General features: G+C 52.4%; 20 protein-coding genes. 10 read left to right on the forward strand and 10 right to left on the reverse strand.

The annotated features are described in order from the left end of the window. Positions 1-283 precede the first annotated feature (283 nt). A complete protein-coding gene (locus NATSA_RS13270; RefSeq protein WP_210513090.1) occupies positions 284-676 on the forward strand; it encodes an ankyrin repeat domain-containing protein in 393 nt (130 codons plus the stop codon). Between the two features lie 46 nt (positions 677-722). On the opposite strand, the gene NATSA_RS13275 is transcribed toward NATSA_RS13270, so the two are convergent. From NATSA_RS13275 to NATSA_RS13295, 5 genes are all read right to left on the reverse strand, one after another. Then, the gene (locus NATSA_RS13275) at positions 723-1,544 is read right to left on the reverse strand and encodes an SAM-dependent methyltransferase (RefSeq protein WP_210513091.1); all 822 of its coding nucleotides are present in this window, start codon (positions 1,542-1,544) and stop codon (positions 723-725) included. Beyond that, positions 1,541-2,029, reverse strand: a complete 489-nt coding sequence (locus NATSA_RS13280) for a hypothetical protein (RefSeq protein WP_210513092.1) — start codon at positions 2,027-2,029, stop codon at positions 1,541-1,543. Before NATSA_RS13280 ends, NATSA_RS13275 begins: the two co-directional genes overlap by 4 nt. 55 nt (positions 2,030-2,084) lie before the next feature. Next, positions 2,085-2,792 carry a cytidylate kinase-like family protein gene (locus NATSA_RS13285; RefSeq protein ID WP_210513093.1) on the reverse strand — a complete coding sequence of 236 codons (708 nt, stop codon included), beginning with the start codon at positions 2,790-2,792 and terminating at the stop codon, positions 2,085-2,087. Positions 2,793-2,884: 92 nt separating this feature from the next. Further along, positions 2,885-4,111 carry a hypothetical protein gene (locus NATSA_RS13290; protein ID WP_210513094.1) on the reverse strand — a complete coding sequence of 409 codons (1,227 nt, stop codon included), beginning with the start codon at positions 4,109-4,111 and terminating at the stop codon, positions 2,885-2,887. Between the two features lie 17 nt (positions 4,112-4,128). Continuing rightward, positions 4,129-4,383, reverse strand: coding sequence for a hypothetical protein (locus tag NATSA_RS13295; RefSeq protein WP_210513095.1), 255 nt, complete (start codon positions 4,381-4,383; stop codon positions 4,129-4,131). A gap of 154 nt (positions 4,384-4,537) precedes the next feature. On the opposite strand from NATSA_RS13295, the gene NATSA_RS13300 reads away from it, so the two are divergent. The 5 genes from NATSA_RS13300 to NATSA_RS13320 all read left to right on the forward strand — a co-directional run bounded on the left by NATSA_RS13300 (position 4,538) and on the right by NATSA_RS13320 (position 9,723). Next, a complete protein-coding gene (locus NATSA_RS13300; protein WP_210513096.1) occupies positions 4,538-5,710 on the forward strand; it encodes an anhydro-N-acetylmuramic acid kinase in 1,173 nt (390 codons plus the stop codon). A gap of 2 nt (positions 5,711-5,712) precedes the next feature. Next, positions 5,713-6,618 carry a UbiA family prenyltransferase gene (locus NATSA_RS13305; protein ID WP_210513097.1) on the forward strand — a complete coding sequence of 302 codons (906 nt, stop codon included), beginning with the start codon at positions 5,713-5,715 and terminating at the stop codon, positions 6,616-6,618. 84 nt (positions 6,619-6,702) lie between these two features. Further along, on the forward strand, positions 6,703-7,305 hold the full coding sequence (locus NATSA_RS13310; protein WP_210513098.1) for a thioredoxin family protein: 603 nt from the start codon (positions 6,703-6,705) through the stop codon (positions 7,303-7,305). Between the two features lie 70 nt (positions 7,306-7,375). Beyond that, positions 7,376-8,593, forward strand: a complete 1,218-nt coding sequence (locus NATSA_RS13315) for an aspartate aminotransferase family protein (RefSeq protein WP_210513099.1) — start codon at positions 7,376-7,378, stop codon at positions 8,591-8,593. A 56-nt stretch (positions 8,594-8,649) separates the two neighbouring features. Further along, complete coding sequence (locus NATSA_RS13320; protein WP_210513100.1) at positions 8,650-9,723, forward strand: PA0069 family radical SAM protein; 1,074 nt, start codon at positions 8,650-8,652, stop codon at positions 9,721-9,723. 35 nt (positions 9,724-9,758) lie between these two features. Here NATSA_RS13320 and NATSA_RS13325 read toward each other — a convergent pair whose 3' ends face one another. After that, positions 9,759-10,847, reverse strand: a complete 1,089-nt coding sequence (locus NATSA_RS13325; RefSeq protein WP_210513101.1) for a DUF4097 family beta strand repeat-containing protein — start codon at positions 10,845-10,847, stop codon at positions 9,759-9,761. Between the two features lie 200 nt (positions 10,848-11,047). On the opposite strand from NATSA_RS13325, the gene NATSA_RS13330 reads away from it, so the two are divergent. Together NATSA_RS13330 and mnmL are read left to right on the forward strand one after the other, a co-directional pair. After that, a complete protein-coding gene (locus NATSA_RS13330) occupies positions 11,048-13,117 on the forward strand; it encodes a TonB-dependent receptor family protein (protein ID WP_210513102.1) in 2,070 nt (689 codons plus the stop codon). Between the two features lie 108 nt (positions 13,118-13,225). After that, positions 13,226-14,176, forward strand: coding sequence for a tRNA modification radical SAM protein MnmL/YtqA (gene mnmL / locus NATSA_RS13335; RefSeq protein ID WP_210513103.1), 951 nt, complete (start codon positions 13,226-13,228; stop codon positions 14,174-14,176). On the opposite strand, the gene NATSA_RS13340 is transcribed toward mnmL, so the two are convergent. From NATSA_RS13340 to NATSA_RS13355, 4 genes are all read right to left on the reverse strand, one after another. After that, positions 14,142-17,054: a zinc-dependent metalloprotease gene (locus NATSA_RS13340; RefSeq protein ID WP_210513104.1), complete on the reverse strand. Its 2,913-nt coding sequence runs from the start codon at positions 17,052-17,054 to the stop codon at positions 14,142-14,144. The two genes, mnmL and NATSA_RS13340, sit on opposite strands and share 35 nt — an antisense overlap. 14 nt (positions 17,055-17,068) lie before the next feature. Next, entirely contained in the window at positions 17,069-17,779 is a 711-nt protein-coding gene (gene trmB / locus NATSA_RS13345) for a tRNA (guanosine(46)-N7)-methyltransferase TrmB (protein ID WP_210513105.1), read from the reverse strand. A 4-nt stretch (positions 17,780-17,783) separates the two neighbouring features. Then, the gene (locus NATSA_RS13350; RefSeq protein ID WP_210513106.1) at positions 17,784-19,508 is read right to left on the reverse strand and encodes a golvesin C-terminal-like domain-containing protein; all 1,725 of its coding nucleotides are present in this window, start codon (positions 19,506-19,508) and stop codon (positions 17,784-17,786) included. Positions 19,509-19,588: 80 nt separating this feature from the next. Continuing rightward, entirely contained in the window at positions 19,589-20,143 is a 555-nt protein-coding gene (locus tag NATSA_RS13355) for a thioredoxin family protein (RefSeq protein WP_246481832.1), read from the reverse strand. 165 nt (positions 20,144-20,308) lie between these two features. Here NATSA_RS13355 and NATSA_RS13360 point away from each other — a divergent pair, with 165 nt between their 5' ends. Then, on the forward strand, positions 20,309-21,058 hold the full coding sequence (locus NATSA_RS13360) for a YjjG family noncanonical pyrimidine nucleotidase (protein WP_210513107.1): 750 nt from the start codon (positions 20,309-20,311) through the stop codon (positions 21,056-21,058). A 30-nt stretch (positions 21,059-21,088) separates the two neighbouring features. Next, positions 21,089-23,338, forward strand: a complete 2,250-nt coding sequence (gene purL, locus NATSA_RS13365; protein WP_210513108.1) for a phosphoribosylformylglycinamidine synthase subunit PurL — start codon at positions 21,089-21,091, stop codon at positions 23,336-23,338. The last annotated feature ends 94 nt before the right edge of the window (positions 23,339-23,432 follow it).

The raw sequence follows: 23,432 nt of genomic DNA on the forward strand, positions 1-23,432 counted from the left end.
ATATCATAAAAAAGTATGGCAGTGTGCGGGCGAAGCAGATGTCAATAGAAAACCCGGTTTTCCGCCATTTCTTTGGCATCAGAATAATTATAATGAGACTTATATGCAATAAAAACCTGCAGAAAAACCAAATCCGGAGCAGGGAAATTTTCAGTTTTGCACACCGTTTTGAAATGGAGAGCAGTCAATCATCTTTTGTCTCAACTTCCGGTTGCAAACGGTGATTAAATCTGTTACAATAAAAATACCACTGAACTTTAAACACTAATGTGTGAGGGTGCTTATGAATGAAAAAGAGCTTCTCGATGCCGCCGAGAGCGGTGACCTGTCAACCATTCGCGGGCAAGTTGACGATGGTGCAAATGTGAACACCATGGATGCAAACAAACGAACCATGCTGCTGAAGGCTTCAAAGCATGGTCATATCGAGATTGTCAAATTTTTACTGGAAAACGGAGCCGATGTGAATTACAGGGATAACCGCGGAACAACCCCTGTCTATTGGGCTGCCAGCCGGGGACACAAAGAAATCGCAGAACTGCTGATAGAGCACGGCGCTGTTGTTACGTATTCCGATGACAGGCGCTGGACCGCCATGGATCACGCCAAGGCCAACGGAGACAAAGAAATGGTTGCAGTACTGGAAGAGGCACTAACAACTAGTAAAACTGCCTGATTGATGCGAATAGTGGCAGGTCAGGCCTGAACAGGCAAATTTTCTATTATTTTTTAACCCGCTTGCGCTTGTGAGCGGGTTTTTTTTGTTTTTGAGCACCGGAAAAAGCAGGCCGGCTTGTGCCTTTTTTTTCTGCAAGAATGAGGAAAATCGCCGGCTTGTTATCAATGTCAATGGTTTCTGATTTCCAGTCGCTTATTCTCCGTGTGATGATCTGCTCTTCCGGCAGCGTCAGGTTAACTCCCGCAGACAGCAGCGTATCCGGATCAAGTTCGGTTCTCAGCTCTTCCAGCAACTGATTGTTCCGGAAGGGGGTTTCCATGAAAATCTGCGTAATGTTTTTCCGGGCTGATTCGGTCTGCAGGTGGCGTATCTTTTCGGTCCGCTCTCTGCCAGGCTTCGGAAGATACCCGTGAAACGTGAAAGACTGCCCGTTGAGTCCGGATGCCATAAGGGCCAGCAGAACAGACGACGGACCCGTTAGCGGCACGACACGTATGCCCGATTCATGGGCCAGCCGGACCAGTTCGCTTCCGGGGTCCGCTACTGCCGGACACCCCGCTTCGCTTATGATTCCGGCATTTACTCCATTTTTCAATACGGACAACATCTCAAGCAGATCCTCGCCGGGAGTATGCTTGTTCAGTTCGTAAAACCGGCATTTATAATCGGGAACAGGATGCTTCAGCCATCGTAAATAAGAATTGGCCTGCCGGATTCGCTCGACAAAGAATGCATCCAGAGAGTGTACCACAGAGATGACATGCTCGGGAAGCACCCTGTTTACCGGATCCTTTCCCAGAGGTGCCGGTATCAGGTACAATGTGCCTGCATCAGAATCAGTACCGGTATGCTTGTCTGAAGTCATGAATCAATAATTTCAAATTTCTGTTCCGGGTCTTTTCCGCCAATTTTCCGGGATGCAAACCGATGGGCGGTGAGTGCAATAAAGAAAGTGATGATGATGGCAACAAGCAGAACCGCAAGATTGACCAGGACCATCTGCTTGTGGAAATCATAGATGGGAACCAGGACAACCGGCTGATAACTGTTTTCCATAAAGCGTATCGGCATCATTTCAGAGGCCTGCAGCTGGGCGGCGTTCTGAATAGGCTGGGAAAGCTTCCGGGTGATTTCCTCACCGTCATCCGTCTCAAAACGCACGGTAATGCTTCCGTTGGTTTGTGCGGCTATTTGTTTGATCTCGAAATGGACGATATCTGCCAGATAGCTTTCGCCCTCCTCCCAGGTTTTGTCGAGTCCGTAGTAGACGGCTCCCATGTGGACAGCCATGCCGAAGAGATAGAGTGGCAGAAGCCAGAGAAGATACCAGAGGTACGTCAGTTTATGCATGAATAAGAATAAGAAAGATGTTGCGTGATGTGACGAAAGTATGCCCGTTGAAGTGTCACTTCACTTCGGGCAACATATTACGCAACACCAAAGCATGGTATATCAATTCCGTGATCATGGATGCATCAAACTTGCTGTTGTCAATAATAAGGTGATAGTGGTGGGGGTCACGGAGGTCTTTTCGGGTAAACTCGTAGATGAACTCCTGCCGCTCCGTATCGTTTTCCCGGATTTTTTCACGCGCTTCCGAATCGGTAATATCAAGCAGCTCTGATACACGCTTTACCCTGAAGTCCATGGGCGCCCGGAGCCGGATGTGCAACGCGTGGGGGATGTCGGATGCGAGTATTGCCGCACCGGCACCCAGAATTACCGACCGGCCTCTGGTGCTCAGCACTCTGATGGTTTGTCCCAGTTTTTTGTATTGCTGAACGTTGATGGGCTTGTGCGACAAAATCTGCTCAATGTACTGATGCAGTTTGTTGCGTTTTTCATCGCTGATAATGTCTGCCAGGTCGCTCTGCAGCGCATCTTTCTGGCTGATTTCCTGGATCAGTTTGCGGTGGAAAAGTATCCAGGGGTAATCTTCCGTACTCAGTTTTTCTACCAGACTTTGGGCAACGGGAACACCTTCACAGCCGAATTCTCTCGATATGGTAATGCAGGGAAACTGATGTTTCTGAGTTCTCCGCTCACCGATTCCCAGTGATTTCAGCTGAGCTGCAATATCCCTGTCGATTTTTTGAGGCAGGTTTGAATACATATGGATTTTTGTCTGGTTGAGTGTTATTGGATGCAGTAATCAGCAGGAGTTGGTAAATCAATATTCAATGGTAAGTTAGGAAATATCTCACTTCACTGTAAATATAACGTATGTGATTCTGATCCGTTATCTTCAAGCATCCGGAAAGCACGGTTTTGCATGCTGCTGTCATACAGCATCCTGTTATGAAAATCCCGGATCATGAAATTGCTGTTCATGTGAAACCACAATCCGGCCGGAATATCGGTTATCATGATGACCTGTACGCGTAGCGGCTGTTCATCATCTGCCGGTCTGGCAATACTCCATCCGTTCATGTAGCCCATACGTTCATCAAACTGTGCTGCGAATTCGGTAACGTGTGGCTTCATAAGCCGGTCCTCGACTGGAGTGAACAGCATCTTCCGGAGGCTGCGGCTGATATCTTCGCTGATAAAACCGCCGGTCCAGATTTTTGACAACAAACCGGCAAAACGGTCCGGCTGAAGGCGTGGATAGAGACCATGCAGGTCCCGCTGATCCTGAAACGCGTCAACGGATTTTTCTTCTACCGGTTTCGGATCGTTCCACTGATCTCTTGCCACTGCAACGGCCTCATTCAGCAGATCCTCCCGGTCTTTATCATGCAGTTCCGACAATATCCCGGAAAGAGTACGCGTCTCTGTCTGATTTAGTGCCGTCATCCGCAGGCCGAACTGGGGCACAGGAGGCTCGATGAGTTCACCGCCATATTCCGAGGCCAGCTCAAAAATGTACTCCTCTCCAAGCCGGAAAAAAAGATAGTCAGCCACTGCGGGGTCATTTGAAGTGACCAGATAAGATACAAGCTGCTGCAGTGACGGCCCGGACTCATGCTCATCCGCCCAGCTGGTAAATTTGCGCTGATGGCGTCTGTCAATTCCGGGTATATAAAACGGCTGCAGTTTTTCGGAGTCAACAGGTGAACCGGGATCAATTTCACCGTTCTGCTTTTGTTCAGCGTAGGCAACAAGAAGAAAAATGTTGTTGAGTGTCCCGCCCGGCACAATGCGGTGCGAACCGTGCCGGATTTCAACCGGTGTTCCGGAGTTTTCCGGGCTGTCATGGGATTCGTTCATGTCAACCGGCCCGGAAAACAGCGCCGCGTGATCCGGCTGTTCCGCCATGAACTCAATAAGTCCGCCAAGGGAATAGGTCTTCTCCACCCACTCGCTTCCTTCAAGAATAGCAGCACGGTTTTGAAATACCGATATAAACGTATCCCGGTTAATCCAGAAAATTGATCCGACAACCAGGACGGCCGCGCCAAGGAAAACCAGCAGAAATTGGATGATTCGCATAGATGATGTGGTAAATGTTAATCGGTCATAGGCAACAACACGATTTCTTCAAAATCCAGTTCGCTGTTGTCAAAAACCGGTTCCGCTTTTTTCCCGATTTCCTCATCGTCGAGACGGGCGATACTCTCAAGCTCGATAAACAGCGTTTCCGAGGGTTCGTCGTAGTACCATCGCGATCTTCCTTCTCCAAACTGGCTGTTCAGTTCTGAGATCAGGTTATTGATATCATCCTCAAATTCTTCCGGCGCATTCGGGTTAAATTCGTCACTCATTCGTTTTGATTTGTAAGGTCATTATTTTTGAGTTATGATAGGGGCAGCAGGAATGCAAATCAATCGGGTCTTCATTTTTCCATAACAGACCCATTGATTGCGAAATTATTTCAGATTGCGAAATTATTTTAACAGGTTAGAGGAGTAACGTATTATGAATCCGATGCTGAACAAACTCCGGGAGATGGCCGAAAGCAAAGAGCGCAGAATCATAGGTCTGATGTCGGGTACTTCGATGGACGGACTGGATATTGCACTTTGCCGGTTTCGGGGCTCGGGAGCTGAAACCACATTTGAACTGGAACATTTTGAATCGGTCGAATATCCCGAAGATGTCAGGGAACAGCTTATCTCATTTGCCGTTGCAGAGTCGGTCAACCCGGAGCTGATATGCATCTGGCATACAAAACTGGCGCATATCCACGCCGGTTATATCAATAGCATGATGAAAAAACGGGGATTGGGTCCGGCCGACATCGATCTTATTGCCAGTCATGGACAGACTGTATATCATGCACCGAGGCACAAACACGGGATGGAGGACATGCCCAATGCCACATGGCAGATCGTTGACGGTGATCACATCGCCGTACTGACCGGAATTACGACCATCAGTGATTTCAGACAGCGGGACACCGCCCGGGGCAATGAAGGCGCACCGCTTGCTGCGTACGGGGACTATCTGCTCTTCAGTCATCCGGAAAAACATCGTGTGCTGCTGAATATCGGCGGAATTTCCAATTTTACCTGGCTTCCTGCAGGGAAAGGTGCGTTCCCGCCTGTCAGTTATGATACGGGTCCGGGAAATACACTGATCGACGCCGCCACAAGAAAGCATTTTTCCGGTATGAGTTATGATGTGGGCGGCGGACTTGCAGCCAGAGGAACTGTACACGATGAACTCTTGTCCCTGCTGAAAGCACATCCGTACTTTGAACGCCCGGCACCGAAAACAACCGGTTTCGAAGTGTTCAATCTGAACTGGGTTGAAGAGTGTATCGAAGATCTTGGTCTGGAGCTCAAAGCCGAAGATCTTCTGGCAACACTTACACGTCTCACAGCAGACACTGTTGCCGGTGAAATCAGGAAGGCCATTCCGGATAATGAAAAAGCCGAAGTGTGTGTCAGCGGCGGCGGTGCCTACAATGATACGCTTATGGCCATGCTTGCCCGGGCGCTGGATCCCGTGCCCGTCCGCAACAGCGAAGATCTGGGCGTCAGTCCGGATGCCAAGGAAGCACTTTTCTTTGCGGCACTTGCAAATGAACTGGTTTGCGGTGAGGATACCAGACTGCATCTCGGAAAAATTTCGCTGCCGGACGTATGACAATGACAGCTCAAAACGGGCATCCGGTACACGCTGGCAAAAATGACACATCATCACTGCTTCGCCAGTGTGCCTCCTTCGGCATGCATTTGCGCTGGCACTATCAGGTCGGCATCCTCTCCGGGGGCTACCTTCTTGGCGGCCTGGTTTCCGGCATGCAGGAGCCGGCGGATTTCTGGTTTCACTTCCTTGTCATTCACTTGCTGCTGTTCGGCGGCGCTACGGCTTATAACTCCTTTTGGGACAGGGATGAAGGGCCCATAGGCGGGCTCCGGAACCCGCCGGCACTGGCTGACTGGACCCGTCCTGCCTCTGTGGCCCTGCAGTTTTCGGGCCTGATTCTTTCCATCCCCATTGGATTGATATACGTGGTCTTCTATGCGTTGAGCATGCTTCTGTTCTGGCTGTACAGCCATCCGTCCACCCGGTGGAAGGGGCATCCCTGGCTGAGCATGCTGGCTATCGGTGTCAGCACGGGGACCAATTCCGTGATATTCGGATACCTGGCAGCCGGGGGTCCATTGTCGGTATATATCATTTTGCCGGCTGCGGGCGCTGCCCTGATGATCCTCAGCCTGTATCCGATATCCCAGATATATCAGCTTCGGGAAGATAAAAAAAGGGGCGACCGGACCTACGTAGTAGTCAATGGTCCGGGATCGGTACTGCCATTTTTTTTGATGACGTTTTTTCCCGGAGCGGGTATGATCACTGCCGGATTCTATTACTTCATACCGTCACTGGCTCTGATGTTTGCTGTCATTGCACTGGCAGCGGGATTTGTGCTTGCCTTGCACATCCGGAAACTGAAAGGTGACCCGTCTGAATATCCAAGGGTTATGAAGATGAAGTATCTGTCGTCACTGCTTTTTGTGATATTTCTGGCTGGTGCGATCTTTTTTGGTTAAGATGTGGTTATTCAGGTGGTCATTCTTGAATATTTGCAGTAGTTTTTCCTCCCACTTTACAGTACAAAAAACAATTATTCCAATATGGCAAAAGTGATAACCCGGGAACACATTGACCGGTCGATGTCCTATGCGGCATTTCGTGACCTTATAAACAGTCTGCTTATTGAGCGTAAAACCACCGGCGAAAATCAGTCGAAGCAGCTGGTTCAGTATACCAGGCTGAACGCCCGGCGTATGGACAGGATGGACAAACGCACTGAGATCATCCCCGAGCTGCTCGAAGAACTTATGGCGATCAGGGAAAATCAAATCTGGCTGGGGCTTGCAGAAGCCTGGTGCGGTGACGTCCCCCACAGTATCCCTCCGATGGCCAAGATGGCTGTATCGGTCCCGAAAGTGAGCATGAGATTACTGCTGCGGGATGAAAACCTTGACGTCATGGACGCCTATCTGACAAACGGAAGCCGGTCTGTTCCCAAAGTAATTGCACTCAAAGAAGATACGCTTGAAGAACTGTGGACATGGGGGCCCAGACCGGAACCGGCGCAGAAGTTGTTTGAAGAACTCAAAGCCAAAGGCGAGTCGTATGATGTGATCGCCGAAGAACTGCAGAAGTGGTACAATAAGGACAAGACACTGACCCTTCAGCAGGAAATCCTTGAGCGGGTCCGCAATGCCCGGTAGACAGGGCCGGACCACGATCAACAGCTGAACCCTTTCGCGGAAATTCCAATGCAGGAGGAGCTGCATCACTATGGCTGATCATTCCCCGGACGCACATTCACCGCAAAAAAATGCATTCCAGAGGCATATCGCCCAAACCAGTGATGCGCCACTGGGACTGGAGATAGAACGCGCCGAAGGGGTGTATCTGCATACGCGTGACGGACGTGAGATAATTGACTTTATTTCCGGGATTGCCGTGAGTTCGCTGGGACACGGGCACCCGGAAGTGGTACGGGCCGTTCAGGAGCAGGCTGCCAGACACATGCATGTGATGGTGTACGGCGAGTTTGTGCAGGATACCCAGTCGGCGCTCGCCGCCCGGCTGACTTCACTGCTGCCCGGATCTCTTGACCGTGTCTATTTTGTAAATTCCGGTACCGAAGCAAATGAAGCCGCTCTCAAACTGGCAAAGAAAGCCACCGGACGTCACCGTTTTCTGGCATTCCGCGACGGATATCACGGTGATACCCAGGGCTCGCTGAGCGTTACCGGCAGAGATGTTTACCGCAAGCCCTACGAACCTCTGCTTCCGGACGTGCACTTTTTTGATTTCAATTTACATTCTGTTCTGGAGTCTGTTACAGAGGATGTTGCCGCTGTTATCCTGGAGCCGATTCAGGGCGAGGGCGGAATCATCCCGTCGGATCCGGACTGGCTGCAGGCACTGCGAAAACGATGCTCCGAAACCGGCACTCTGCTTATATTCGATGAGATACAATCCGGATTCGGCCGGACCGGCAAACTTTTTGCTTTTGAGCATTACGGAGTTGTGCCGGACATTCTGACGATGGCCAAGGCCATGGGAGGGGGGATGCCGCTTGGCGGCCTGGCAGCCTCATCCCGGTTGTTTGAAGCCTTTATGTATGACCCGCCTCTCAACCACGTTACCACCTTCGGGGGACATCCGGTCAGCTGTGCCGCTGCTGATGCAGCTTTGCGCGTTCTTGTCAGGGACGGCTGGATGGAGCGGGCGCACCGTATTGAAGAGGCTGCCAAAGGGATTCTGCAGGGACCGGGTATTGATGCCGTCAGAGGAAAGGGAGCAATGCTTGGTCTGCAGCTCACCGATTCCGGATTAACACGAAAAACGGTGCAGACCTGCATGGAGCGACACGGCATTCTTCTTGGCTGGACCCTCCACTCCAACACCCTTATCCGCCTTGCACCACCGTTGATCATTGATGAAGCGCTGCTTGCAGAGACGCTGACAACCATCCGGGACACAGTTGCCGCATGCGCGGATTAAAACCGGCAATGGAAAGCACGCTTTGATATATGTGCAATATGTGTTAGATTGTGTTCATGACGAACAAAAATGCCACAGGATCAGAACACCGTGCCATCCGGGGCCGTGGCACCGCATCCAATCCGGCCAACCGCTTTGCCAGAATGGAAGTGGAGCCGGACCCGGAATATTCAGAGCAGGGCATATCCCCCAAAACCCGATTCTATCATGACGATGCCAAAAAGGTAATCGCCGTCAACGACAGTCCGGATGTGCCTTTTGAAGCCAGCGTAAACCCCTATCGCGGCTGTGAGCATGGCTGCGTTTATTGTTATGCACGTCCGTTTCATGAATATCTGGATATGTCGCCCGGACTGGATTTCGAAACAAGGATCATGGTCAAGAAAAATGCCGCGGCGCTGTTGCGGAAGCAGCTTCAGCATCCGTCCTGGAAACCACAGACCGTCTCTGTGAGCGGGGTGACCGATCCCTATCAGCCTGCAGAGCGCAAACTGGGTATAACCCGGCAGTGCCTGCAGGTCCTTGCCGAATTCCGGAACCCTTTTACCATTGTCACAAAAAATCATCTGGTCACCAGGGACATGGACATCCTCCAGGAAATGGCCCGGATTCACGGGGTCAGGGTGATGATCAGCCTGACAACACTCGATCCCGATCTGACCATGCTGATGGAACCGCGCACAACCCGCCCGGCCGGCAGGCTCAAGACCATATATGAACTTTCAAAAGCCGGAATACCCACAGGTGTGCTTTTTGCTCCTGTTATTCCCGGCCTGACCGATGAAGAACTTCCTGCAATGATCAAGGCTGCAGCGGATGCCGGCGCTGCCAGCGGCAATTATGTGCTGCTGAGACTGCCGGGAGCGGTAGTGCCTCTTTTCGAGTCGTGGCTGGAGCAGCACTATCCGGACAAAAAATCAAAAATCCTGAACAGACTGAAGTCACTCAGGGGTGGTCTGCTGTATGACAACCGGTATGGATACAGAATGAGCGGTCAGGGGGCCTATGCTGATCAGATCAGTCAGTCGTTCAGAATCGCTGCCCGGCGCTACGGCCTGGATGATGCCGGAGAGCCGCTTTCTGCAGAACATTTCAGAAGAGTTCCCTCCCAGGGAGAGCTGGGCCTCTAGCAGCGAAACGGCGCTGAAATATACCAGCGTCGCAATCAGTAGTAATCCAGCCGGACGCCCCCGCCTGTCGTTTTGATATCCACCGGAACACCGCCTCCCTTAACTGTTCCCGAGAGACTCCGCTGTTCCATCAGTCCGTCCAGATCGTCCAGGTTATTTTGTATGGATGATCCGCGTGCACGTATGTCAAGCCCCTGATGATCGGGCAGTTTCACCGATATGGGGCCGCCGCTCGTTTCCAGCGTCAAAAACTCACCAATCTCCGGGATGCCGGCATCGATGGGGCCGCCGCTGGTTACAGCTTCAATAGTGCCTGACACGCTGCGCAGTGTGATCGGGCCTCCGGATGTACGCGCTTTGAGATTGCCCGTGGCATCAGAAACGGTAATTCCCCCGCCGCTGGTACGTGCCGTCATGTCGCCGGTTATTCCCTCCAGGCTGATCGGACCACCGCTCGTTCTGGCCAGAAGCGTTCCCGAAATATTCTGAGCATCAATGCCGCCTCCGCTGGTCACAAAAGAGACATCGGCTGACAGGTTGCGTCCGGAGACCGGTCCGCCGCTGGTTTTGGCGCGGATCCGGGTATCGGAAGGTACCAGAACCTGATATGAGACGGAAACAGACGGGCTTCTCCGAAACCATCTGCTGTCTGATGTGACCTTGGAGAAAACTTCAACAACCGATTCATCCTGATTGATGGTGATTTCAACCGGAGCCTCATCGGTATCTCTGAGATATTCCCTGTTTTTCCGAACGATAAAATCGACCACTATTTCGTCGTGCTGATGGGAGTCGATGTCGATGAATCCCCCGGAGGTTTCCAGCGTAAGTGCTGCAGGGGTATCCACACTGATGGTCTCGGTCAGCCATACCGGTTTGTCATTATCACCGGCGGCCTTTGATGCAAGTGCGGGAATAAGTGAGGAAAAGAAGCCGGGCATGAATATGGCAAAAAAGAACAACCCCGCTGTAGCGGCAAGAAGCAGCATTTTTGGTCTGGAATATCTTTGATTCATCTGTCTGAAGTTTTTATTTGTGATGTCACCTGAACCGAAGGTCACGAAGTGAAATGCCATGACCGTGTTGAGTTGTGTGCCGGTCTGGCCACGTGTCATCCTCGTCATATTCATGCCTGATCACGGTGGCGGCCGGTTCATATAATCATATACGATACATTTTTTTAAAAGTTATACTGAACTGACAGGGACAATCAGCTGTTTGATGGAGTATGAAGCAGTATATCTGATTTGTGCCATTCTGAGCTGCATCATTCAGAATTCAGACATCCATCATTTTGTGACCTTCAGAAATAACCAACCTGCCCATGCTATTCAGATACGTTCTTTCTCTTGTTTTAATGCTCGCCTTCACCATCCAGACTGCTCATGTATCAGCACAGAATGCATTCCCGGAGCCGGATACCCTGCAATATGAGCTTTCAGAAATCGAAATCCAGGCCTCCCGCGACATCGAAACCGAATCCAGCGCTCCTTTTTCTGTGAGTGTGATGACACGTACGCTGGAAAGCCAGCTGAGCGAGCCGGGTTTCAGTCTGGATCAGGTTGTACAGGATGTCCCGGGATTATGGATCAATGACCGCCAGAATTACGCGCTTGGTGAACGGGTTTCCATCCGCGGAATGGGATGGCGCACCGCCTTCGGTGTCCGGGGTATTTATGTGCTGATGGATGATATACCGCTTACGGTTCCCGACGGGCAGACGGTCATGGATGTGCTGGATCCGGCCATGATCCGCCAGGCGGAGGTGCTCCGCGGTCCCAGTTCGTCCTTCTGGGGCAATGCAAGTGGCGGCACCATGGTAATTTCAACCCGGCCGGCAACCTATGAAACCGGGCTGAATGTCCGTACTTACGGGGGCGCCCACAATACATACAGCGCGCAGGTGAGCGGAACCCATCAGGAAGGCCCGAGAGGCTATAATCTCAATGTATCCTACCTGAACCGTGACGGATACCGTGATCACAGCAGTCACACGGCGCTGCGTATGACCGGTCATATGCACTGGCAGCTGCAGGATGACCGCGACCTTCAAATCAGCGGGGCCTTTGTGGATGCACCGGACACTCGTCATCCCGGGTCGCTGAGCCGTGAAGATCTGGATGACGACAGACAGCAGGCAGCCGGACTTTTTGAAAATGCATCAGCCGGAAAAATCTGGAGACAAGGCCAGCTCGGTATGACACTCCGGTCGGTGAGCCGGATCGGACAGGTGCAGGGAACCGTGTACGGACTGGCCCGTTCGCTGCACAATCCGCTGCCGTTTGCTGATATCGAGGTCGACCGTCTGACCGGAGGCACCCGGCTGTCCGTTACAAACGAGTTCCGGTTTCTTCGATGGGGCGTCGGGATGGATGCCGCCATACAGTCAGATGACCGCAGAAACTATGATTATGTCGATATGGATCAGTTCGAGCGGGGTGACATCGTCATCGACCAGCAGGAAACCGTGATTAACGGAGCCTTGTTCGGCCGGGTCGGTACAAACTGGGATCACTTTAACATCTCCGGCGGGATGCGTTTTGATGCCATCCGTTTCGACAACGACGACCGGCTTCAAACCGGTGGCGAAGATGTATCCGGTGACCGGACCTTCACATCAGTGAGCCCGTCTGTCGGATTGTCCTGGAAATCCGCTCCCGGACTTGCCTACGTCAACTACGGCACGTCATTCGAAACCCCGACCACCACAGAGCTTGTGAATCGCCCGGATATGACCGGCGGTTTCAATCCGGATATCGAACCCGAGCGGTCCCGGAGTCTGGAAGCCGGATTTCGCGGCGGATGGTCGCCTCTGCAACTGCGGTATGACGTCGCCGTTTTCCGGATGAATGTGCGGGATCAGCTGGTCAGTTTCCGGACCGAAGAGGGCGGCGACCGTGATTTCTACCGAAATGCCGGTAAAACCCGGCACGATGGCGTCGAAATATCGGCGCGATGGCATCCTGCCGGCTGGATATCACTGTCGGGAAGCTACAACTGGAGCCATTTCACTTTCAGGGAGTCGGTTGATACCGAACAGGTTACATTTGTCAGCGGAAACCGGCTTCCGGGTATACCGGAGCACCGGCTCGTGACCGGGCTGTCGCTTACACCCCGTGACTTCCGCATAGATCTCACGGCAGAGTTTCTTGACTCGTACTACGTCGACAATGCCAATACAGAGAAAAACCCGGGCTATGAGGTGGTACATGCCAAACTGTCACACAACGGTTTGCCACTGGCTGAGAATTTATCGATACAGCCCTTCATCAAGATCAACAATGTCACAGACGTCCGCTACAACAGTTCGGTGAGCATTAATGCCAATGCAGGACGGTACTACGAACCCGCACCCGGACGTTCCGTCTATGCAGGATTTAGTTTGCGTTTGTAATCTGACGTGACGTTTTCGCACGCTGTTTTTTATCTTGTCATTTTTACAGTCACCGGTGCCGGCGTGACTGTCCTGAAACAGCGTGCAACCATCGGATAAAACGGCAGGATGAACCAAAAGCCCTATAACGATTATTTCAACTATCTGAAATCGCATTTCGGAGCAGTTACCTACAAGGTATCGGTTGACGGAGGTTTTACCTGTCCGAACATCGATGGTACCGTGGCCACGGGCGGGTGCACCTACTGCAATAACCGGAGTTTCATTCCTTCGTACCTGAACCGGAAGGATTCCATCAGAAAGCAACTGGACCACGGGGTGGAATCCCAGCGCAAACGCTATGGCGCTGAACGGTTTCTTGCATACTTTCAGGCATATTCCAATACACATGGTGATGTCGGCTTACTGGAGAAAAAGTACCGTGAAGCTCTTGAGCATCCTTCTGTAAACGGGCTGGTCCTGGGGACAAGGGCAGATTGTCTTTCCGGTCCGGTCACAGCACTACTGGAGAAACTGGCCGAAGAGACCTATGTGGCTGTTGAGATTGGTATTGAATCGGTTTACGATGAGACGCTGAGCCTTATCAATCGCGGGCACGATTTTGCCGCTGTCCGGGATGCCTGTGACCGGCTGACCGGCCGGGGAATTCACATCGGCGCGCATCTGATTCTCGGATTTCCGAATGAAACCAGGAAGCAGTGGCTTGACAGCGCGCGCATTGTATCCGGCCTGCCGCTGGAGTATCTGAAAATCCACCACCTTCAAGTGGTCAGGGGGACCGAGCTGGCGCGACAGTACCGTCAGGAACCCTTTGACCTGTTTTCGTTTGAGGAGTGGGTGGAGCTGGCCGGCGATGTTATTGAGCGGCTGGATCCGGATATCGCCATAGCCAGGATGTCAGGCAGCGCTCCCCCGGATCTGCTGATAGCGCCACAGTGGGGGCGGAAAAAGCATCCGGAAGTAAAACAGCATGTGATGAACACCCTGCGTGAAAGAGGTTCCGTGCAGGGTGCCCGCTATTCCGCTACTTCACCAGCACCATCCGCTCCGTCCGTGTAAAGCTCCCCGCCTGAAGGCGATAGAGGTAGACTCCGCTCGCCAGACCGGTTGCATCGAACTGAACTTCATATTCGCCCGGAGCCTGATTGTCGTTAACAAGGGTGGCCACCCGCCGGCCCTGTACATTAATCACGTCAAGTCGTACATCGGAGCGTTCGGGCAGGGTGTACGATATGGTCGTTGAGGGGTTGAACGGATTGGGATAGTTTTGTCCGAGATTGAATTCAGCCACCATTTCACCCGGATCCGCCGACACGGGAGCTCCGGAAACTTCGTATTCGACAGGCACGATAATTTCGGAGTTGTCACGGTCATTGGTACGGATTACCAGATCGAATTCATAGGTTCCGTCAGCAACGCCGTCTGCCATGACTTCAAAAGTGATATCCCGCTGGTCACCGGCAGCGATGCCGCCGGATGGTTTCCGGATCTGAAACCTTGGAAAGTCTTCATAAGGAAGGCTGACAACATGAAAATTGTCGATATCAAAAACTTCATCGGTGTGATAATTGGTATGGGCCAGCAGAATGGCTTCAGGTGTGCTTCCGCCGTAGAGATCGCCTTCAAAAATGGGCAGGCCGTCAATTAAATAAGTTATTTGCCGGTTCAGCGGATCGATTTCAATCTCAAGGTTGAAATATTCATCGGGTTCGTAGGTGGCGCCGACATCAAAAAAGTCATTGCCCTCCTCTGTGATACGGTCACGGATCCAGATTTTTCCCTCATCAAACCGGAGCCAGGTGGTTACCATGTTATTGGTGGCATCATCCATGATAACATGAAACTGGTTGTCGGATTCGAGCTCAGGCAAATGCAGGTCCATGGATATGGTAAATCCCTGGGATACCAGAGAACCGGTGAACGGCGCTTCAACACCCGTAAGGCTGCCTTCGTCAAGGGAAGTGACCGGAGTGAGCCGCAGGTTCATGTCGCCCGTAGTCGGATTGTCATGCGTAATGGTGAATTCATTACTGGTTTCCCGGGGGAAGGAGGCCCATTCGTTGGAGACGGTGCGCTGTGTTTCGTTTCCAAGCAAGCGGGTAAAACCGAAATTTGTGCTGAGAATGGTATTGGATACACGACCGCTTCCGTTATCGGCTACCCCGGGAAGTGTTTTCCCGGACGCAGTACCACCTGAAAGCCGGTCGTCTCCGGATGAAACAAAAGGAACGGATTTGCTTTGATATTCCGGACGGTCCGTATGCCGTATCAACTGCTTTCCTTCGGTTGTAAGAGCCGGATAGGAACTGCTGATCACAGGACGCCCGGGCCCTTTGACCGGCTCACCTGCGGCGACCGGCCGGGTTCCTCCGCCAGACCCGGCAATTTTGACCGGCGGCTGCAGGGCTTCAGGATAAGAGACGTCGGCAGTCCAGTACAGTGTGCCCGTACCGTTATTGGAAACCGGCACAGAGATTTCACGGACATATTGAAAATCCCCGTCAATGACAATCAGCCCGTCATCAACATCGGCTTCTGGCGGGTCGACCTGAGTTGGACGGTAATTGGCCGCAATATTGCGGGTGTAGAGCATGTTGCGGACATTGTCGGCCGGGGCATTGCTTCCGCTGTAGCTTCCGGTCTGAGTACCCTGGTACCGGACATCCGGACTGGAAAAGTAGGGGATCCGCTCATCTCCTTCGGCGTATGTCATGACCGTGGTATACCGCCGGCCGTCATCTCCGGTGAATCGCCATCCCGTGGCGTAGCTGAACAGGCCTCCGAAAATATTTGCTGCCGCCCGCTCCTGATTCCGGCTGTGCTGATTGCCCAGGTTGTGGCCGATTTCATGGGCAAAAGTGTAGGTGTTGGTCATCTGCCGCACGGCATTGACCGAAAAGCCAAGCTGCGGAGTACCGGCCGGATTGGACATCAGAAATGCGATGCCTCCCACATCAGAAATGTCAGCGATCAGCGATACCAGATCGGCACCGTACTGATCACGGGCCGAATGCACGGCATCCATGTAACCGTCATAGTCCGATCCCCAGGGATTAAAGCCGGATGAGGCCGTCAGCCGGTACAGATCCTCACTCGTATCATTTCCCTCTTCCTCATACGTGGTCTTCATCTGATGAGCGACCCGCAGCTCAATATTCGCACCGCTGTTGTCCATGGTCTGCTGGGAAAGATTCATCATTTCAGAGAGGACCAGCTCAATGCTGCCTTCGTTTTCTGCGGCCCAGGTTTCCGCATCTTCGGTATAGACCAGCAGGATGTCAATCGGCACGTTGTTCTCGCCGACATCCGATGCGATATCAAATGCAGGGAAAAGACGGCTTTGACTCATGGGATCGTCATGATGGTGACTGTGTGCCGGGTCGGACAGTCCGGAAAAGTTGTCATCCACACCGCATTCGAGAATCTGCTCCTGGTCGGGATTCCGGAACTTCCAGATGTGTTCACCATATGATCCCGGGGCGGACTTTTGCATGGATTGCGATGCCGGGAGTATCCGGTAGGACTCACCGCTGCTGAAGCGGTCGACTTTACCGAGCATTTGTCCGTTACCGAAGGAAAAGGTCATCTGGCTGTACGGGTCATCCACATGAACCGCCCGCACCGACTGAATGCCACCGATAAATTCCGAAACGGCGGTGATTTCAAAAGATTCCTCAGTGCCTTGCTGCACCGGAACGCTGATCACATCTCCCTTTTTGAAAGTGCGGCTGGTCAAATCATCGTTAAGTGATATGATGGCGGCATCACCCATTTCCATCTGCTGCTGAAGCTGTTTTTGCTGTGTGAAGCGGAACAGTTCATTGCCGCCGGATGATGCTGCCGTTGCCGGCAATGCAAAAGGCAGTGTGCATAAAACAAGCAGCGTGAAAAGACGGCTGGTCGGCCGCGAAGGGCAGGTACCTGAAAATCGTGACATCTGAAAGGAGTAGTTTAGGTGAGTTGATCCAATTCCGGCCGGTTGAAGTCCCGGATAGAGTCATTCAGCCCGAAGGCGATGTATTTGATTGATTTACCGGAGTTAACATGCTTTTTTTCATAGTAGGTCTGAATACGAAGCGTCTCCGGTATTCTGTCTGAACCATAAATATCCGGAATCACGTTCCTTACAGGCAAGTTAAAAATTTTTACAACATCATGTGTAAAATCAAAGAGACGGTCACTGTCCGTTTTCAGGTGGATGGTGCCGTCAGGCTGTAAAAAGCTGTAATAGCGATTCAGAAACTCCGGATGGGTCAGTCGCTTGCGCCTTCTGTTTTTTTTCAGAAAAGGATCCGGAAAGGTTATCCATATCTCTTCCACCTCTCCCGGGGCAAAATAATTTGCAATGTGGTCTATGCGGGTTCGAAGGAAATGGACATTGCCTAGCTCCCGCTCCAGTGCATGACGGGCACCTTTCCAGATACGGTCTCCCTTAATGTCAAGCCCCAGGAAATTCCGGTCAGGAAAGCGTTCGGCCAGACCTGTGGCATATTCACCCTTGCCGCATGCCAGTTCGAGGGTGATCGGGTTGCTGTTGCCGAAGACTTCCTTCCAGTTACCCCGTACGGGGGCATGGTCCCCGTGACGGTAATGATGCAAACTGGATACATTTGGAAGACTCAGGATATCCTGATAACGCTGAAGCTTGGTACGACGAGGCATTATACTACTTTATCAGTAACATGTGTCTTTGCATCCGGTGTTCACTGCTGGAGATTTCGTAAATGTACATTCCGCTCGAGATACTGCCGGCATCAAAGGTGACCTGATGCCTGCCCGGGCCGAAACGACGATCGGCAAGGGTTTCGATCAGCCGCCCGAGACTGTCATACACCCGAACCCGCACATGATCCGATTCGGGCAGGTAGAACGGAATACTGGTTACGGGATTGAACGGATTGGGATAATTCTGACCCAATTTCATTTTATCCGGGACATCCGATCCGTCTTCGTCAGTAAGAGCACCCTCGGCGCCGGTGGTCTTGACTTCGCCTGTTTTGATCAGCCGGATGGCATCAGCCACTACAAAACTGGTCGGTGATGATCCGGTCGCATCGTTGGAGATGATGATATCATCCTGTCCGGCACCGCGGAAATAATAGGTTCCAAGCGTGTTCCAGCGCGATCCGTCCGAAGACTGATCGACCCGGACCGTGTCCACACCGTCGGCGTGATGGATGATGTAGGGGGTGTTTTCAGCCCGGTTGAAAGCAGCCACCCACCACGCGGCAACTTCATACTGATGCCAGGGCTCCAGGTCGGGTACGTATGTGGCGGTTTCATTTCCGTCGTCTGCCTCTGCGATCAATGATTTGGATTCCCCGTAATATCCTTCGTTGGCCGATTCAGACCATCCATCGGTGAGTGTCACGTTATCCATTTCGGTATCAAGGATGACGGCATCCTCCGGCTCGGTCATATCGTCCGGCATTTTGACCGAATCAGCCGGTACAACAGCCAGAATGGAAGGGATCTGCCGGTTTACGAAGGGCGTGTTGACCAGTTCGTCGCCGACAGTCATGTGCGTTGATCCGCCGCCGTCGAGGTTCAGCGCCTCATGGCATTCCAGGTCATACAGCACATCCGCCAGCTTGTCAAATGCCATGCCGGGGTTTTCATTGGCCACGAATAGCAGGGCGCGGTCGTCTTCGGTATAGCAGACGGCGGTCCGGGCGCGGGTTTCGTCGAATTCACCGACACCGCCCCAAATCAGCTCCTCGGTGAATGTGATATTGATTTCACCGTCTTTGATAAGTACAGGTCCGCCACCCATTCCTACCAGCAAATCTTCAATGGGAGAACCGTCGTCGCGGGACGGACGCGCAGCCGGTTCGCCTCGTTCGTTAGGCACGGGTTCCGGAAAGCGGTAGAGATCGGAAAATCTGGGAGTGAAATGATAAATCCAGTCCACGCTCATGCTCCGGTCTTGCATTACTCCGAAGTGACCGCGGGTGATGTAGTAGGTCCGGCCGTCCCGTGACAGTGTCTGCGGATTCTGTGAGCGGATGTCGCCGTCGGGATAGATGACTGTGGAGAGCGATGTGCCGCCGGAAAAATAGCCGCTGTTGATGGCTGCAAGTGAGCCCACCTCACGTGAAAATGACGGAAGACCCTGCGTGGTGGAAAGATAAGGGTGCAGGGCCAGCTCCTCACGGGTCATGTCCACTTCGACGTACCATGCTTTCAGATTGTCCTCGTTGAATATCCGGAGACCCTCAGGCATGTCATAATCATCGGTGATTTCGACCCAGTTGTAACCGGACTGGGTGGATGACCGGTCCGGTTGGGCAGCAAGAATGGATGGAATGAGGAGAATGCACAAGAGCAGCTTCACAAAGCAGATGTTCGCAGACAGCGGAACAAAACGTCCAACGGTATGAGAATGGGCCATGATTTATTTCATTTGAACTTTGTTGAATGACAGGGGTATAATTGGTCAGGCAGCAGAAAAAACGGGCGCGGGTGTGCCTTTCAGGATTTCCACTTGATGTTGCATCCGACAGATGGCTTCTGGTCTTCCGAAGGTTTTTCTCCCTTCAGCAGCGCGTCAAATGCAGCCTTGAGATCAGAACCGGTAACGGGTTCGTCGTTGCCGGGCCGGCTGTCGTCAAACTGACCCCGGTAGACCAGTTCCAGGCTGGCATCATACAGGTAAAAATCAGGAGTGCAGGCCGCATCAAAACGCCTGGCCACCTCCTGGGTTTCATCGAACAGATAGGGGAAACGGTACCCGAACGTTTCGATGTCCTCCGCCATGCGCTCGGGTGCATCATCCGGATAATTTTCGATGTCGTTTGAATTGATGGCAACTACACCTGTTCCCTTTTCGATGTATTCGGCGCTAATTTCGGCGAATTTTTCGCGGATGTGCTTGACAAACGGACAGTGATTGCAGTAAAAAACGACCAGCAGACCGTGTTTTCCGGCAACCTGATCACGGCTGTAAAGGTTGCCTTTGGGATCGGGCAAAGTAAAGTCCGGAGCCTTGCTTCCGAGTTCAATCATATTGGATGGTGTTCGTGCCATATAACTAATTTTTTTGAGGTTTGGCAGCAGGCATTTCCATGCGTTCCTGCCAGTTGGTTTCAGGATTACTGCTGATCCTGCAAATTCTTGTTACCAAAGATAGTTTTTTTATGGAAAGGTTGCTCAACATCTTATTTTTAAGCTTTTGCACATTGAAGAAATCAAATGCGTAAAACACCGTCACCGAACAGCAAGGGTAAACAGAACTCCGGGCGAAATGACATGAGCGGAATCAGCTTTATTTATTTCGACCTTGACGATACCCTGATAGATCACAAAAAGGCTCAGGACCGGGCGCTTGCTGACCTTTGGACCCGGTATCCGGAATTGCAGAGTTCCGGGCCCGAGGTGCTCATTTCCGTGTATGCCGGAGTTAACAACAAGCTTTGGCATGTTTATCGGAACAGTGGCATTGGTCAGAACGAGCTCAAACGGATACGTTTTGAGAAAACCTTCTCAGAACTGGGTGTCAGGGGACTGGACTGGCGGGAGGCCGAGGCCGCATATATGGAGTTCTATCAGCGGCACTGGGAGTGGATCGATGATGCCAGGGAGGTATTTACCGATCTTGCTAAACGGTATCCGGTCGGAGTGCTGACAAACGGTTTCAACGATATCCAGAAAAAGAAATTCGAACACTTTTCGTTGAACCGGTATGCCCGGGAGCTCATCGTTTCCGAGCAGACGGGATATCTCAAACCGGATCCCCGTATTTTCCAGTATGCCGCCGATCTGGCCGGATACCCGCCTGAGTCATTGCTCTACGTCGGCGACTCTCACTCATCGGATATTGAAGGCGGCAGCCGCAGCGGATGGAAAACCGCCTGGTATGCAGTGGACAAGGAACCGGTAGAAGACTCTCCCGCCAACTTGATTTTTACCCACTTCTCCGAACTGAAGAAAGCGCTCACCTGATCACAATATTTCTTATCCATAATTTTTGTTATGTCAACACTGCGATACACCGAACCTGAAATTACGGCTGACCTTGTCAGTGAACATGGTCTCACCGAAGAGGAATACCAAAAGATTTGTGACTATCTGGGCCGCAAGCCAACATTTACCGAGCTTGGAGTCTATTCCGTGATGTGGAGTGAGCACTGTTCCTACAAGAATTCCATTGCCGTAATCAAAACATTGCCGAGAAGCGGGCCCTCTCTGCTGGTGGGTGCCGGAGAGGAAAATGCCGGACTCGTGGACATCGGCGACGGGCTGGCATGCGCATTTAAAATTGAGAGCCACAATCATCCGTCCGCCGTGGAGCCTTATCAGGGTGCGGCGACCGGAGTTGGCGGAATTCACCGGGATATTTTCACCATGGGGGCCCGGCCGGTTGCCGCTCTGAACTCTCTGCGTTTCGGTTCGATGAGCGAGCCGCGGGTCCGTTATTTGCTCGATGGCGTTGTCAGAGGTATTGCAGACTACGGAAATTCTTTCGGTGTGCCAACCGTGGGCGGCGAGATCTATTTTGATAAAAGCTATGAAGGCAATCCGCTGGTCAATGCCATGAGCGTAGGTGTGGTAAAGCACGGAGAAACCGCATCGGCCATCGCCGAGGGAGTCGGAAATCCGGTTATCATTGTGGGAGCATCCACCGGCCGGGACGGTATTCACGGAGCCACCTTTGCCTCGGAGGAGATCAGCGAGGCCAGCGAGGCCAAGCGTCCGAGTGTTCAGGTCGGAGATCCGTTTACCGAAAAGCTGCTGCTTGAAGCCTCGCTTGAGGCCCTAAAAACAGGAGCGGTCGTCGGCATTCAGGATATGGGCGCTGCCGGTATCAGCTGCTCAAGCTCGGAAATGAGCGCCAAAAGCGGGACCGGAATGCATATTGACCTGGACAAGGTCCCGCTTCGGGAAGAGGACATGAGCGCCTATGAAATCCTGTTGTCGGAAAGCCAGGAGCGCATGCTGATTGTTGCCGAAAAGGGCCGGGAGCAGGAGGTCATGGATGTATTCGAAAAATGGGACCTGAATGCCGTGGTTATCGGATCTGTGACGGATAACGGTTGCGTTACCTATCTCAGGGACAGTGAGGTCAAAGCTGAAATACCGGCCGACAGCCTGGTTCTTGGTGGCGGCGCTCCGGTTTATATCCGGGAGACAAAAAAGCCGGCATACCTCAAGGATACTGCCGCCGCGGATCTGTCGGACTATAAGGATGCCGGCAATATTGAGGAAACCATGCTCAGGCTGCTCGACTCTCCGAATATTGCATCCAAAAGATGGGTTTACGAACAGTATGACCATATGGTGCGGACCAACACCGTGACCCGGCCCGGTCCGTCTGATGCCGGTGTAGTGCGAATCAAAGGGTCGAAAAGAGGTCTGGCCATGTCCACGGACTGCAACGGCCGGTACGTCTATCTCAATCCCAGAAAAGGCGGACAGATTGCCGTTGCCGAGGCCGCGCGCAATGTGGTCTGCACCGGAGCAAAACCGGTTGCTATTACCAACTGCCTGAATTTCGGAAACCCCTACAAACCCGAGGTGTACTGGACGTTTAAAGAAGCGGTCGGCGGCATGGGTGATGCCTGCAACGTTTTTGAAACACCGGTAACCGGAGGCAACGTCAGTTTTTACAACGAAAATCCGCGGGCAGCGATCTTCCCGACACCGGTAATCGGCATGCTGGGGCTTATCGAGGACTGCGATCAGCACACGACGGGAGCCGGATTTCACAGTGACGGTGACATCATCCTGTATACCGGAGCGCCCCGGAACGGGATAGGCGGAAGCGAATATCTCGCTTTCATTCATGGAGTTACGGCAGGTGATGCGCCCGAACTTGATCTCGGCTTCGAGTTCAGGCTTCAGCGCAGCATCCTGAAGCTGATCCGGGACGGGATGGTGGAATCAGCCCATGATGTTTCCGATGGCGGACTCGCGGTTTCGCTCATGGAAAAAGCCATTTTCTCAGGGAAAGGGGCGCAGATTAAAATGAATGTGCCGGGAGAGAGTATCACGGAACATTTTTTCAGCGAGGCGCAGTCGGGCATTGTGATTACAGTCAAGCCCGGAAACGAAACCGTTGTGACGTATACCCTGGAAAAGGATGGAATTCCGGCAAGTGTCATCGGGAAAGCCGGAGGAGACCGCCTTGTGATTGAAGGAATTGCGGATCTCAGCGTTTCAGAAATGCAGGAGCGATATGAGCGTGTCATTCCCGATGCAATAGCCCGGACGCAGACCGTTTAAAACTATTCTGCTTATGACATACTCTCTGGTTTTCCTCCGGACGGCGGCAAGGAACCGGGATCGTTGTCTTTGTGTTGTGGCTTCTTTAATAACC

The sequence above is a fragment of the Natronogracilivirga saccharolytica genome (genome assembly GCF_017921895.1).
GTDB lineage: Bacteria > Bacteroidota > Rhodothermia > Balneolales > Natronogracilivirgulaceae > Natronogracilivirga > Natronogracilivirga saccharolytica.